Here is a 13,494-nt window from a genome sequence, read left to right on the forward strand (position 1 = left end):
ACTACATCTGTATATAATTAATTATTTTATAAATTTCAATAGTATAGTTATTTTAAGTGGCTTTTTTAGTCAAATTGTTAGATTAAATACTCTAAAAAATAGTGAAAATTATGATTGTCAGACAATCTGGCAGTCAAGGCCGATTTATTTTCGTTAAAGTACAAACACCAACGTAAAGTGTGGTGGAGGTCCAAAATGGAAATTCCAACATGGTCGTTTCTGGTGATCGCAATTGTTTTTGCGATTGTAGTAGGAAGAGCAGGAACTTTACTCAGGGAATATCTTGAATCACATCAACCTGTTGCTGTGACCAAGAGAAAGAGATTGAAAGTATCATCAATATATCACTCTCCCGTGAATATCGATGGTGAACGCCAATCTAGTATCTATCAAAAGTAGATACAAAAGTGTAGGGGGTCTCTATGGAGATTTCAATGTGGATGTTTCTGGTAATTGCGATCGTTATGGCGATTGTAGTAGGAAGAGCTGGAACATTACTCAAGGATTATTTTCAACAAAACTAAAATATAAAGAGTTTCACGATTTTACCAGTTAATAAGTAGCATGTGCTGAACCGTCGCAATGCTACTTTTTTTTGCCTGAAATTTCTGTATTCCCGCAAATCTGTCAATTCATTCATTTGTGAAGTATGTCAAAATGTCCCCGTGAAATTAGAGCAATTACTCTTTAATTCAAGTATTGCATCTGATAATGTACAGCTAAAAGGAAAAAACAAATTATTAGAGGGACAGGAAGTATGTCTAAACTCCATAAAATGGGACAGGGCGTAGCGGTTGCTTTGCTGACAACATCAATGTTATCTGGATGTTCATACGTCGTTAAAACTGGAGCGAATGTCGCCTTAGGTTTTGGTGAAAAACATATTGTTCCACCGATTTTGGCAATGGATGATGCTGAAATGGTGTGTAACTCAGGAAATGCATTAACACCGGCAGTGATGTCGACCAAAGATATGGGTGCAGACCCAACCCGCATGGCAGTTCTGCTTTATACCGCAGCAGGAATTTGTGCTGAAAATCAGGCATTGGAAGCAGAGTTACGCTATTTGCGTGCTTCTAAAGCAGGTCAGGTATCGGAAGCACAAGATGCTCGTATTGAACAGAAACGTTGGGCTGGGATTGCGGCTGAACGTCAATATGCAGGCTATCAACTTTTTGCAAATCGTTGGGAATCAAAATACAAATATAAATTAGGTGATTCATGCCCAACCATGCGTAATGATCTGGATCAGACTGTTTATTTGTTAGGTATGGTAAGTGGTTTACAAGCCATGACCAATGACATTAACTCTGGCGGTGCGATCAATGTTCCTAAGGATATCGCAGGGATTGTTGAACGTGGCATGACCTGTCTGGACAATGAAAAATTCTGGGGTGCGCCAATGGCGACTCGCGCTGTGATCTGGACTTTATTGCCAGGTGCAGGCGATGGTAAACCTGAACCTTATGCCACAATGAAGCAATCGATGGCGATCGGTGAGAAGAAAGGTGTTCGCTTATCGCATGCTTTATATGCCGTGGCAGCACAGGCCAGTGGTGATGATGCAAAATTACGTGATGCGCTTCGTTCTTATGCAGCAGCAACAGGTGATGACAAACCTGCAAATCCTCAGTTCAGACTTATTGATAAAATGGCAGGTTTGATGGTTCGTGGCATCGCAGATCGTTATTGGACTGAAAATACAGGTGTGAGAGCAAGCGATGAAGGCTTGACCACATTCTGGGATGATAAACAAGAAAGCTCGGCTGAACTGGATTCACTCTTTGATGGTGGCGAGGGTGCCTCTGCACCTGCACAGGATGAGGCTGCTCCAGCGCAAGAAACACCAGCAGAGTAACCTGAATTAAACGGCCTTTTACATTGCAAACATCTACACTTTGTAAAAGGTCTGTTTTTTCAAGAGGTGGTCGATAAATGAAAGATCAAATATGGATAGAAAAAGTCATTTTGATCGCGATATGTGTTTCGATATCGGCATGTCTGCAAGTTTTTGCTGATCATTTCATTTACTGGCGACCGAGTTTACTCAGTGAGTTCTGGCGTTTATGGACCGCACACTGGGTACATGTCGGCTGGATTCATTTTCTTTTAAATATGCTGGCATTTGCGTGTTTACCTTTCATTTTTCCGCATGTCCGCAATTGGCATTTATGGGCGTTACTGCTGATTTTGCCGCCATTCATTAGTTTAGTTTTCTATTTCTACTTACCTTATATTGATGCTTATGCTGGGCTGTCTGGTGTGCTACATGGTCTGTACACCGCCGTAGGGCTGGTTTATCTGCAATATAAGAAAGAACGTAAGTTTGCAATACTGGTTTTAGCTCTGATTGCAGCAAAACTGATTTGGGAAAATACCTTTGGACAAACTGGAACAGCTCAGTTGATTGGCAGCCCAGTCCTGACTGAAGCACATTTAATTGGTGCTATCGGTGGCCTCCTTTGTGGGTTAAGTTATTTATTTGTAAGAAGGAAAAAAATAGAGAACACATAAATTGATAAAAACAACCAACAAAAAAGTGATTGTAGTCATTCTTTTTTGAAAAAGATTGATTCAAATTTAAGCGGTTTAAAGGGATTGGTTAATAAGAGGGTAAATTCATTTATCTATCAACCATGGACAGCGCATGATTCAACATCTTTGGATGGATGTTGATAAGAATAAACTGGAATAGACATGCAAAATGATCAAGAGAAAAAGTCTGGATTAGCCCGATTAGGCTATATCTGGAATGATTGGATATCAACATTCATCATTCTTGCTTTGTTGCTAATGACCTTGCTTATTGGTACTGGCGAGATGATTCACGGTCAAATGCTCCGTATGGGGGAGCGGCTTTACGGTGATCAAACCACAGGAATGCAATATTCGTTTTTGAGGGCGGAGCCTGAAAAACCATCTTGCGATCGACATCCTAACATTGATGCACAAGTTCAAGAGCAGATGAAGGCGAATGCTGCGGATGAATTTGCAAGTATGTTCGGGGCTGCTTCTGAGTCTGATGTGCGTACCTCATTATTGGCAGCACAGCAGCAGTGTGAAGAAAAATATCAATTCTATGATAAAGCGATGAAGCATTTGGAAGCACATCCAAGTATTCGTACTTATCGTAAAGTTGAGACAACATTCTTCGGAATTTTCAAATTAGGTTCTGAAAACCAGACTGTAATTCTACTGGTTATGGTTTTATTTGCTTCAATTACAGCGTCTTTGCGTTACCACCACATTGGTTTACGTGCACCGAAAACTAGAATCGACTTCCGTGTTTATTCAGCGTTGATGGTGGCGGGGAATGCATTACTGAGTTATTCGGTCTTAAGCCAATATCATTCAGTCTTGAATTCAGGCGTTGAAGTTGCAGGTAAAACCACAGTTTTGTACTGGTTATGGATTGCGTTATTCGTATCACTGACCATTATTAGTATCTTCCAGTTTATCTTTATACCGAAAACGGCTCAGCCGAAGGGTAACTTTGGTTTAGCTTTACTCAGTGTGCCGTTGTATGCCTTCATGTCTTTGGTGACCGGTATTGTATTTACCTTCTTCATGGACTATCCAATGGGGCAAGGGATCTACTTGGGTATTCTGGTTGAGTTCTCGGGTATTTTCTTAAATCTTGCATTGTTCATCTGGGCAGGTATGTTGCTGACCCAAACCCGTGTGATGGATTTATTCTTAAATATCCTGCGTCCATGGAACTTGGCACCTGAAACGTTAACTTGGTTAATCTTGATTGCGGCAGCGATTCCAACAGCCTATACAGGTGCTTCAGGGATTTTCGTTATTGCAGCGGGTGCAATCATCTATAAGGAAGTCTGGAATTCGGGCGCTCGTCGTCAATATGCATTGGCTGTATCGGCTATGTCAGGTTCTTTAGGTGTGGTGATTCGTCCATGTCTACTTGTGATCCTGATCTCAATGTTAGACAGTCGTCATGTGACATCTACCGAATTATTTGATCATGGTATCTATGTCTTCTGGCTAACAGCGTTTATTTTCCTTGGTGTTTCTTTGATTCTTGCCGAAGAAAAATTCCGTGTGAACTCACCTAAAGTTGCAGTACCGGGCATGTTACGTGCATGTGTCCCTGTAATTCCTTATGTGATTATCGGTTTCGCCGTCGTGATGTTCTATAAGCTGGCTTTAGATACATCAATCAATGAATTCACTGCACCAATGATTTTACCGTTGGTATTGATTGCAATGATCTTGTTTGACAAGTTATTTGCATCAAAAGTGGCGCCAGCACCTGTGGTTGATCCTAAGCATGAAGCTTTGGTTCGTGAACATGAGAAAAAATCTGAGTTCCTGAAATCACATGATCCACATGGCGGTAAGCACTTAGGTTTTGGTGGAGCATTACGTTTCGCAACCTCAGAAACAGTTGGGCATATTGGTGCGTTGATTCTGCTTATGGCATTGTCTGCAAGCGTTGGTGGCTTAATTGAACGTGCTGAAGTTGTGGAATTATTACCAACGCATCTCGGTAATATCTATATTTCACTTGCCTTTATTGCATTGCTACTTGCCATTATTGGTATGACAACCGATCCATTCGGTGCGGTGATTTTGGTTGCTGCAACGGTTGCCCCTGTGGCCTATGAGAATGGTATCCATCCGATTCATTTCTGGATGATTGTACTGGTTGCCTTTGAGTTTGGTTATGTGACACCACCTGTTGCCTTGAACCACTTGCTGACGAGGCTCTCGGTCGGGGATGAGGAAGTCTCGGCCGCCGACAGGGAAGCGAAAGAGAAATACACCAGTTTCTACTTCCGTTATGAACGTTGGTTATTGCCGATTATTGTATTGTTCTCATCGTTAGTGTTGGTGACCTATGCACCTTATATCTTCCAGATGTTTGGCTGGTATAAGCACTAACAGTTGAAATTAAAAAGCACCTACGGGTGCTTTTTTAATGTCTTTATTTATGAAGTTCGCTTTTTGCTTTGGATCAGCGGACTGCATAATAGAATTGCCAATAAAATGATACCGAAGCCAATCGCACTGTATAAATCAGGCACTTCATTCCAGAGCAAAAATCCCCAAATGCCCGCGAAGATAATCGCAATATAATTGACAGGTGCAATCTGTCCAGCTGGTGCTAGACGATAGGCATGAGACATAAAAATCTGGCTGACATTAGCCAATACACCTGCCGAGATCAGGAAAAATAATTCATACAAGTGATAAGGTCGCCAAACCCAGAATATCGGAATCACCGATAGCAAAGAACCAATCAGGCAAAAAATAAACACGATGCGTTCAGGTGGTTCGGTTTGAGTGAGGGCGCGAACAGTGACAAATGCCATAGAGGCCAATAGACTTGAACTAATGCCGACATTCAACGTGTAGGGCTGGAAAATTGTTTTAGATAATCACTGGGTGTCATGCTGGTTTCGCGTTTAAACATCGCACTAAAAGCACTGGGACTTTCATATCCCAAATCTAAGGCAACATTGAGTACGGGCTTATTCATGGCGAGATCAATCATGGCTTGCATCAGTTTTGCCTGTCTAACCCAGTGAGAAAAATGTAAGCCCGTTTCTTTTTGAAAATGACGTGCCAGTGTTTTACTGCTGATATGTAATTGTTGTGCGCTCTCTTCCAGACTCCATTCCAAAGCCAGATTTTCTTTAATTCTCTGACAGAGCTGCTGAAGTTTCGGGCTTTGTGGATCAGGTAAATTAAAAGCCAGTGCAGGTAACAAACGGACTTCATCCAGAATGAGTTGCAATAATCTTTCATTGCGGCTCTCAGGTTGAATCTCGTTTTGAATGTCCATCGCGCTGCTCATTAACTCCCTTAATAGGGCAGGAATCGCAACTACACGGCATTCATTTTGTATATCGTGCTGCAAGATATCTTCAATAAAGACGCCTCGTGCTTTGACATCACCACTACTCAACAGTGCGTGGGGTTTGTGTGCGGGAATCCATACACCACGTCCAGGTGGAATAATCCAGATTCCTTCATGGGTCTGGATACGGATCACGCCTGTCAGGGTATGAATCAGCTGGATACGGTCATGACTATGCCAGTCTTCTATATGGCCATGTGGATAGTTTTCTGAGAAGGCATAGACTGGATAATCCAAGAAGCCATGTTTAAAGTTTTTCCCCATGCTGAGCTAAACCTGAAATAAATTGTCCTTTTTACGATAGTTGTCGTCTTTTTATCGAGAAACTATAAGTTGATTATTTTTTAGCATGCTCTGTACGGCAATGTACAGGTTTAGATTATGTTTCAGAAAGCTTATTTTTATCCATTGTTCGCCATTTTATTTTGGGCTGGCAATGTTGTCGTTTCCAAAATGGCGAGTCATGCCATTTCTCCTGTGGCGATTACTTTTTATCGGCTGGTACTGGCGCTCGCCGTGATGAGTACGTTTGTTCTGATTCCTGTCTGGAAAAACCGACACACCATCAGGCAATACTGGAAGCAATTGGCATTGGGCGGTTTCTTGTCAGTGTCACTGTTCCAATTCTTGTCGTATCAGGCAGCGTCGACGACCACCGCAACCAATATGGCGATTGTCACCGCCTTGATTCCATTACTCACCATGATCTTGAGTAGCGTGATGCTCAAAGACAGAATCAGCTATGGCATGTTATTTGGTGGCGCACTTTCTTTTTATGGCATTTTATATTTATTGGGTCACGGTAGTATTCGCAATATATGGGGGCAGGGCGTACATCTCGGCGATGGCTTAATGCTGATTGCAGCAGCAGGCTATGCTTTATATGGCGTGTTGTTAAAACGCTGGAAAATGCCGATTCCTGCTTGGCAATCTAATTTCGTACAGTCTAGTTTTGCGATTTTATATGTATTGCCATTCTTTGTGTTTTTACCTGCCCAAGATATACAACTGAATCAGCAAACTATTCCGTTGATTGTTTATGCCAGCATTTTCTCATCGGTATTGTTGTCTTATTTATGGATTGAAGGGGTCAGGCATTTAGGGCCGAATCGCAACAGTATTTTTATGAACTTATTGCCTTTATTTACCGCATTGATTGCAGTGGCCCTACTCGGAGAACATTTGCAAATGTTCCATTATATTGGTGGTGGTTTGACTTTAGTGGGAATCTTGATTGCACAAACGATTCAAAAACCGCTTCAGTTGAAATCTCGTTCTGAACAAATTTTAGATTAAAACGTTCGGCAATAAAAAAGCTTTAACGAAGGTTAAAGCTTTTTTTGTTTTAAGAGTGATTCTGGGTAGCGAGTTGCGCCTCTAATAACTTGATCTGCTCTTCCTTTAGTTTAAGCATTTGATCAACATCTTCATGTTGCTGCTTAAGCTCATGTTGCTGGTCTTGAAGTTGCAGGTGAATATCATCCAGTTTTGCAATTTCTTCTTTGGCTAGACTGTCATTGGTCGGAAGAGGCGCTTTAATAATCGATTCTTCAACCAGTTTAATTGGTTCAACAGGCTCATTTTCCGCAGTCACTGTTTCATTGCTGACTGTCGTGTCTGGTTGAGAGCTTGTAACAGTGGTTTGAGCTGCAACAGGTTGTGTTGGCGTTGTTGTCGATTGCTGATCTTTTTGTGCTAAAAACCACTGGACAGCAAGGAACAGAACCACAACAACACTTATTCCACCGATTATCATCCATAATAATCTGGAATTTTCAGTTGGATATGTGGACATCATTTTTAACCTTTCTAGTCAAAATGACGAGGTTTGAACTGTATCACCCCAATTTCATCTGGCTCAGCGGGTTGTTGCTCTTCCACGTGGGTTGGGCGCTTCTCGCTATAAGCACAGTCGATACATTCAATCCACTCGTCATCCACAGTGATGATCTTAACCACACGATCTAACGCTCCACATTTGGGACATTTTGCACCCGCGATGAATTGTCTTTTCATGTCAGTTAATTACACCCTGTGAATAATAATGACATAGTTTAAGCGGTTTTATCTGTGTTCGTCCAACCTTGATGACGTAATAACGCATCTATTTTAGGCTCTCTTTTTCGGAAATTGCGAAACGCATCAAGTGCTGTATCTTTTCCGCCAACTGCTAGAATAAACTTTCTAAACTCTTTTCCAGTCTCGGTATTAAAAATACCTTCGCTTTCGAAACGGTCAAAGGCATCACTTGCTAAAACTTCGGCCCATTTATATGAGTAGTAGCCCGCAGCGTAGCCACCCGCGAAAATATGACTGAAACTGTGCTGAAAACGGTTGTATGGAACAGTCGGGGCAACGGCAAACTTATTGCGAATTTCGTCCAGCGTTTCCTGAATCTGCTGGCTGTTTAATGCTGGTGCTTGACGATGGATCGTCAGGTCAAACAATGCAAATTCAATCTGACGCAGGGTTTGCATACCAGATTGGAAGAAACGTGCATTCAATAACGCGGATAGCAGTTCTTGTGGCAGGGTTTGTTTGGTTTCGGTATGTTCACTCAGGACATCCAGACTTTCATTATCCCATGCCCAGAACTCCATGAACTGACTTGGTAATTCAACTGCATCCCACGCCACGCCGTGTGTACCTGCAACCGAGATGTTATCTACTTCGGTGAGCATGTGATGTAAGCCATGACCAAACTCGTGGAATAAGGTAATCACTTCGTCGTGGGTCAGCAGGGCAGGTTGATCGCCAATCGGTGGAGTAAAGTTACAGACCATGTAGCAAATTGGCTTTTGCAGGCCATTTGCCGTTTGCACACGGGAACGGAACCCGCTCATCCAGGCACCACCGCGTTTGCCATTACGGGCATATAAATCGAAGTAGAAACCACCCACCACTTGGCCTTGATCTTCAATTTCAAAATAGCGCACATCATTTTGCCAAACGGGTGCCTGACGCTCGACGATCTGGATACCGTAAAGGCGTTGCACGATCTGGAATAAACCGTGTACCACTTTAGGTGCTGGGAAATATGGTTTAAGCGCTTCTTGAGAAAGGTTGAACTGTTGTTGTTTTAACTTTTCAGAGTAATAGGTTGCATCCCACGGTTTAAGTTCTTCAATGCCATCTTGCTGTGCAATGGTCTTGAGTTCTGCAATTTCAGCCAGTGCTGGGGTGCGCGCATGTTCTGCCAGATCGACCAGAAATTTATCGACCGTTTCGACATCTGGTGCCATTTTACTGGCAAGTGAATATTCAGCGAAATTATTGAAACCTAGCAGTTGCGCCATTTCCTGACGTAAGCTCAGGATTTCTTCCATCACAGGTGTGTTATCAAACTCAGTCTTGTCGGACTGCTCAGATGCACGGGTGACATAAGCCTTGTAGAGTTCTTCTCTTAATTCGCGATCATCGGCATAGGTCATAATCGTAAAATAGGCAGGGAAGTCGAGCGTGGCAACGGCTTGCTCTAGCTCGCGTTGTTGTCCGTACTGCTTTAACAGTTCGATACTGCTTTGTGGTAAGCCTTTGAGCTGATCTTCTGTTAATGGCTTGAAATAGGCTTGGGTTGCATCGAGCACATGATTCGAGAAGTCTGAAGACAACTGGGACAAACGCGCTGAGATTTCTGCATAACGTTTTTTCGCTTCACCTTCGAGTGCAACACCAGACAGTTTAAAGTCACGTAAAGCCAGTTTAATGGCGCTTTGTTGCGCTTCGCTAAGTGCCTGAAATGTAGCGCTATCGTGAATTTGCTGATAAGTTTGATACAACGCTGTATGTTGGCCCAATTGGGTATAATATTCGCTCAAACTTGGTAAAAGCGCTTGGTAAACCTCACGGGTTTCGGCATTGTTCATGACTGCATTCAGATGCGACAAAATGCCCCATGACTCACTCATGTTATTTTCAAGTTGATCGACTTCGGTCAATGTTGCAAGTTGGGCTTCTGTGCCTTGAGGAACTTCATTGAGTTGATTTAAGAAGTTCTGACCATTTTGAATCGTCTGTTCGATCTGTTGTTTTAATTCGGCAAGTTGAATGCGATCAAACTGAGGAACGGGAAGTGTCGCTTGCTGTAGTGTCATTGTATTTTTGCCATATCATCTTTAAACATAGTTATAGATGTAGGGCTTAGCAAGGGAGAAATCAAGTGTCATTGTGCTTGATCTTTTATACTTAAATTAATTTTCTCTAAAGTTTTATTAATTTCATTCAGCCGGTCATTGGTGTCGCCTGTGGTTGAAGGTAATGCTTCAAGCTCTCTAATATCTATAATTGAGATATCTGTATGTTTTGATTTCCATAAATTTAGAGGATGTTTGTATAGATAAGAAACTTCGAAAATGATAATTTCACCATTTAAAGCTTCTTTGAGCCCTCCAAACTGCCCCCAATCATAAATATAACTATAATTTGGAAGAAAAACTCTTACGCCATGTTTAAAAATCCCATTTTCGAATATTTCTTTTTTATCTTGTAATTTAGAGATCCCAAAAGCTCGGCGAGGGATTGGTTGATTACTAGAAAATATTACATTCTCAGCGATACCATTACCAATATTCTTTACATTGAGTTGGATAAAAGATGCTTTTCCATAATGAGGTGTTGCAAAAACTATGATTTGAGGTTTTTGGTTCGATTTAAATACCGCATAAGTAACCAAAAGAGCTAAAAGTGAAATAGTAATAGTTAAAATAGCATTTAAATCTAATAATAAATTCATTGGAATTAATTCTCTTATAATTATAGGAGTTAATAAGAGAGCCGAAGCTCCCTTATCTTTTATCCATTACTCAGCCTTTGCTTTCGCATTCGACTTTTTCTTTTTCACTTTCTTTTTAGCCTTTTCTTTCGTTTCAGGCTTAGCAGCAGCTTTTTTAGCTGGCTTTTTGCTATAAGAACTTGGTTTGTTCTTATCTTTTTTCTTACGCACAGGCTTTTCGCCATCTTCACTCACTTTAGATTTCGTAGATGCGGGTTTCCCAAATACTTCTTCAGTTGTTGAAGCACGATTTGAGCTAGAAGGATTCGCTGTACGAGGTGCTTTCTGCCGAATTACACGACCTAAATGCGTTAATTGCTGAACCAACTGGAAGTCAATTTTACGTTCTTCCAGATTTACACCAGCCACTTGAATCTTGACTTCATCACCGAGGCTAAATGATTGACCACGATTCTGACCGATTAAGCTTTGGCTGGCTTGATCATACAGGAAGAAGTCTTCACCCAATTGGCTGACATGGATCATGCCATCAACATAAAGATCTTTGAGGGTGACGAATAGGCCGAACTCAGTCACGGCACTAATGATACCAACAAACTCATCGCCTAAATGCTGTTGCATATAATGGCATTTCAACCATGTTGTGACACTACGTGAAGCTTCATCAGCGCGACGTTCAGTTTGTGAGAAATGCTCACCCGCATCATCTAATGCTGCACCTGAAAGCGGGTAAGGTTTCTTATCAAGATAAGCCTTAATCGCACGATGTAACAATAAATCAGGATAACGACGAATTGGCGAAGTAAAGTGTGTATACGCTTCATAAGCAAGACCGTAATGTCCCGCATTCTTCGCGCCATAATATGCTTGCATCATTGAGCGTAATAACACTGCATGAATACTTGGTGCATCTAAACGATCTTTGGTCGCTTCAATCACGGCTTGGTAATCGGCTTGGGTTGGCTGCTCAGGGAAAGGTAAGCCGAGTAACTTCACAAAGTCACGGACTTTTTGAATACGTGAGAATTCAGGTGCTTCATGCACACGATAAAGCATAGGAATATCATGCTCTAGAGCATATTCAGCGGCTGCAACGTTTGCCAGTAACATACATTCTTCAATCAGCTTGTGCGCGTCATTACGTGTACGTGGCAAGATTTCCTTGATTCCACCTAACTCATCAAAGGTCATGTAGGTTTCAATGGTTTCAAATTCCATTGCATGACGTTCAGCACGAAGGCCTTTTAAGGTTTGATAAAGCTGGAATAAGGTGTTCAGCGATTTATGAATGGTCTTATCTTCAGGGATAGCATCCGTTGTGCCTTCAAAATATTGACCGACTTGGGTGTAGGTCAAACGCGCTTTAGAATGCATCACCGCAGGGTAGAATTCATAACCTGTAACTTTGCCTGCACGAGAAAGTTTTAAATCACAGACCATACATAGGCGGTCAACATGTGGATTTAAAGAACATAAGCCATTGGATAATGCTTCTGGCAGCATTGGCAATACGAAGTGCGGGAAATATACCGATGTCCCACGATCTTCCGCTTCTTCATTTAACGGCGAATCTAAACGAACATAATGGCTGACATCAGCAATGGCAACGACAACGCGATAACCACCGCCTGGGCGTTTTTCAGCAAAGACAGCATCATCAAAGTCACGTGCATCTTCACCATCAATCGTAACCAATGGCAGATCACGTAAATCAACACGACCTTGACGATCCTGCTCAGAAGGCTCTTTAAAGCTTTCTGCTTCTTTAATCACAGCATCTGGAAATTCATAAGGCAAACCAAATTCTAAAATGGTTTGCGGAATGATGATTTCCGTATCTGCTTTGTCTGCCATGGATTGCACCACATGACCTGTTGCCAGTTCTTCACGGGTCGGATAGTCATCAATGGCAACACGCAACATATCACCAACTTTGGCGTTGGCATGTTGAATTAATTCTTTTTCTAGAGTAATCGGTTGATGCTGGTTTGGATTGCTGGGTTGAATGAAGTATTCACCGTCATGCTCAGAGACTTTACCAATAATCTGCTTAACGCGGCGTTGTACCACTTCGGTAATAAAGCCCCAAGCTTTGCCTTTACGGTCAACAGACGTTTGGCGTACTTTAACGCGATCACCATTAAAGACCAGACGTAACTCTCGTTCAGGCAGAAGAACATCATCCTGACCAGCAATATTGGCGGTGCCCAGTCCTTTACTATTGATATAGACCGTTGCTTCATGGCTCGGTAAATCTGTTGCAGGCTGGTATTTGAAACCATCCTTCATTAATTGCCCATCACGCACCATTGCACTTAAACGATGGTTTAATGCATCAATACTTTTTTGATCTGGAATATTAAAGTGGTCAACCAGCTCTGCATGAGACTGTGCAGTTTTTAATTGTTCTAATGTAGTTAAAATAAGAGTTCGGCTAGGAATAGGATTATCGTAACGTTGCGCTTCTGCTTTTGCTTCGGGATCAGCCCAATTTTTAGTCATATCGTTTCATTTCACATCTGGCAGATCGGTTTAGCATAAGTCATTCAAACTCTAACTGCACGTCAAAGATTGCAAGATTCTGTTTATCGCTCCGATCTGAATAAAGGAGAGAACACTATATTAACAAGCGTAGAACTAAAAAATGCTGAAAAAACGCGTAAATTGATTAAAAAGTATTTGATTGAACTGAAATAGTGGAAAAAAATAGGAACATCCCTTGTGTAATGTGGTTTTAGTTTGTATTATTGCGCTCGTGTTACGGTGAGATGGGTGAGTGGCTGAAACCACATCCCTGCTAAGGATGCATACGGGTAACTGTATCGAGGGTTCGAATCCCTCTCTCACCGCCACTTTACTTAAGGCGCTCATAGCTCAGCTG

11 protein-coding genes, 1 tRNA gene and 1 pseudogene are annotated in these 13,494 nt (G+C 41.8%); 6 read left to right on the forward strand and 7 right to left on the reverse strand.

Features of this window, described 5'->3' with window-relative positions; translation table 11 throughout:
- The first annotated feature begins 195 nt into the window (after positions 1-195).
- From A9Z07_RS03100 to A9Z07_RS03115, 4 genes are all read left to right on the forward strand, one after another.
- The gene (locus A9Z07_RS03100; protein ID WP_004775862.1) at positions 196-399 is read left to right on the forward strand and encodes a hypothetical protein; all 204 of its coding nucleotides are present in this window, start codon (positions 196-198) and stop codon (positions 397-399) included.
- A 358-nt stretch (positions 400-757) separates the two neighbouring features.
- Positions 758-1,858 (forward strand): hypothetical protein, encoded by a 1,101-nt coding sequence (locus A9Z07_RS03105; RefSeq protein ID WP_004775861.1) that lies wholly within the window; start codon positions 758-760, stop codon positions 1,856-1,858.
- Between the two features lie 77 nt (positions 1,859-1,935).
- Positions 1,936-2,514, forward strand: coding sequence for a rhombosortase (gene rrtA, locus A9Z07_RS03110; protein ID WP_004775858.1), 579 nt, complete (start codon positions 1,936-1,938; stop codon positions 2,512-2,514).
- A 183-nt stretch (positions 2,515-2,697) separates the two neighbouring features.
- Entirely contained in the window at positions 2,698-4,902 is a 2,205-nt protein-coding gene (locus A9Z07_RS03115) for a TRAP transporter large permease subunit (RefSeq protein ID WP_005259810.1), read from the forward strand.
- Positions 4,903-4,949: 47 nt separating this feature from the next.
- Here the strand turns inward: A9Z07_RS03115 and A9Z07_RS03120 are convergent.
- Together A9Z07_RS03120 and A9Z07_RS03125 are read right to left on the reverse strand one after the other, a co-directional pair.
- Positions 4,950-5,363: pseudogene (locus tag A9Z07_RS03120) on the reverse strand (DMT family transporter); the annotation flags it as partial.
- Positions 5,364-5,365: 2 nt separating this feature from the next.
- Positions 5,366-6,145: an AraC family transcriptional regulator gene (locus A9Z07_RS03125; RefSeq protein ID WP_069576733.1), complete on the reverse strand. Its 780-nt coding sequence runs from the start codon at positions 6,143-6,145 to the stop codon at positions 5,366-5,368.
- A gap of 117 nt (positions 6,146-6,262) precedes the next feature.
- Between A9Z07_RS03125 and A9Z07_RS03130 the strand changes: the two genes are divergently transcribed.
- On the forward strand, positions 6,263-7,177 hold the full coding sequence (locus A9Z07_RS03130) for a DMT family transporter (RefSeq protein WP_069576735.1): 915 nt from the start codon (positions 6,263-6,265) through the stop codon (positions 7,175-7,177).
- Between the two features lie 49 nt (positions 7,178-7,226).
- On the opposite strand, the gene A9Z07_RS03135 is transcribed toward A9Z07_RS03130, so the two are convergent.
- The 5 genes from A9Z07_RS03135 to rnr form a co-directional block, all read right to left on the reverse strand.
- Positions 7,227-7,679, reverse strand: coding sequence for a hypothetical protein (locus tag A9Z07_RS03135; protein ID WP_069576737.1), 453 nt, complete (start codon positions 7,677-7,679; stop codon positions 7,227-7,229).
- 11 nt (positions 7,680-7,690) lie between these two features.
- Positions 7,691-7,897 (reverse strand): YheV family putative metal-binding protein, encoded by a 207-nt coding sequence (locus A9Z07_RS03140; RefSeq protein WP_004775846.1) that lies wholly within the window; start codon positions 7,895-7,897, stop codon positions 7,691-7,693.
- A gap of 38 nt (positions 7,898-7,935) precedes the next feature.
- A complete protein-coding gene (locus A9Z07_RS03145; RefSeq protein ID WP_069576739.1) occupies positions 7,936-9,975 on the reverse strand; it encodes a M3 family metallopeptidase in 2,040 nt (679 codons plus the stop codon).
- Positions 9,976-10,043: 68 nt separating this feature from the next.
- Complete coding sequence (locus A9Z07_RS03150) at positions 10,044-10,613, reverse strand: hypothetical protein (protein WP_069576741.1); 570 nt, start codon at positions 10,611-10,613, stop codon at positions 10,044-10,046.
- Between the two features lie 66 nt (positions 10,614-10,679).
- A complete protein-coding gene (rnr, locus tag A9Z07_RS03155; RefSeq protein WP_069576743.1) occupies positions 10,680-13,115 on the reverse strand; it encodes a ribonuclease R in 2,436 nt (811 codons plus the stop codon).
- 260 nt (positions 13,116-13,375) lie between these two features.
- On the opposite strand from rnr, the gene A9Z07_RS03160 reads away from it, so the two are divergent.
- A tRNA-Ser gene (locus A9Z07_RS03160) sits at positions 13,376-13,465 on the forward strand.
- Positions 13,466-13,494 lie beyond the last annotated feature (29 nt).

It is taken from the genome of Acinetobacter sp. YK3 (assembly GCF_001729365.1).
GTDB classification, from domain to species: Bacteria; Pseudomonadota; Gammaproteobacteria; order Pseudomonadales; family Moraxellaceae; genus Acinetobacter; species Acinetobacter vivianii.

Coding starts and splice junctions, on each gene's coding strand:
- A9Z07_RS03100 (WP_004775862.1), top strand. CDS start 196: ATGGAAATTCCAACATGGTCGTTTCTGGTGATCGCAATTGTTTTTGCG.
- A9Z07_RS03105 (WP_004775861.1), top strand. CDS start 758: ATGTCTAAACTCCATAAAATGGGACAGGGCGTAGCGGTTGCTTTGCTG.
- rrtA (WP_004775858.1), top strand. CDS start 1,936: ATGAAAGATCAAATATGGATAGAAAAAGTCATTTTGATCGCGATATGT.
- A9Z07_RS03115 (WP_005259810.1), top strand. CDS start 2,698: ATGCAAAATGATCAAGAGAAAAAGTCTGGATTAGCCCGATTAGGCTAT.
- A9Z07_RS03125 (WP_069576733.1), bottom strand. CDS start 6,145: ATGGGGAAAAACTTTAAACATGGCTTCTTGGATTATCCAGTCTATGCC.
- A9Z07_RS03130 (WP_069576735.1), top strand. CDS start 6,263: ATGTTTCAGAAAGCTTATTTTTATCCATTGTTCGCCATTTTATTTTGG.
- A9Z07_RS03135 (WP_069576737.1), bottom strand. CDS start 7,679: ATGATGTCCACATATCCAACTGAAAATTCCAGATTATTATGGATGATA.
- A9Z07_RS03140 (WP_004775846.1), bottom strand. CDS start 7,897: ATGAAAAGACAATTCATCGCGGGTGCAAAATGTCCCAAATGTGGAGCG.
- A9Z07_RS03145 (WP_069576739.1), bottom strand. CDS start 9,975: ATGACACTACAGCAAGCGACACTTCCCGTTCCTCAGTTTGATCGCATT.
- A9Z07_RS03150 (WP_069576741.1), bottom strand. CDS start 10,613: ATGAATTTATTATTAGATTTAAATGCTATTTTAACTATTACTATTTCA.
- rnr (WP_069576743.1), bottom strand. CDS start 13,115: ATGACTAAAAATTGGGCTGATCCCGAAGCAAAAGCAGAAGCGCAACGT.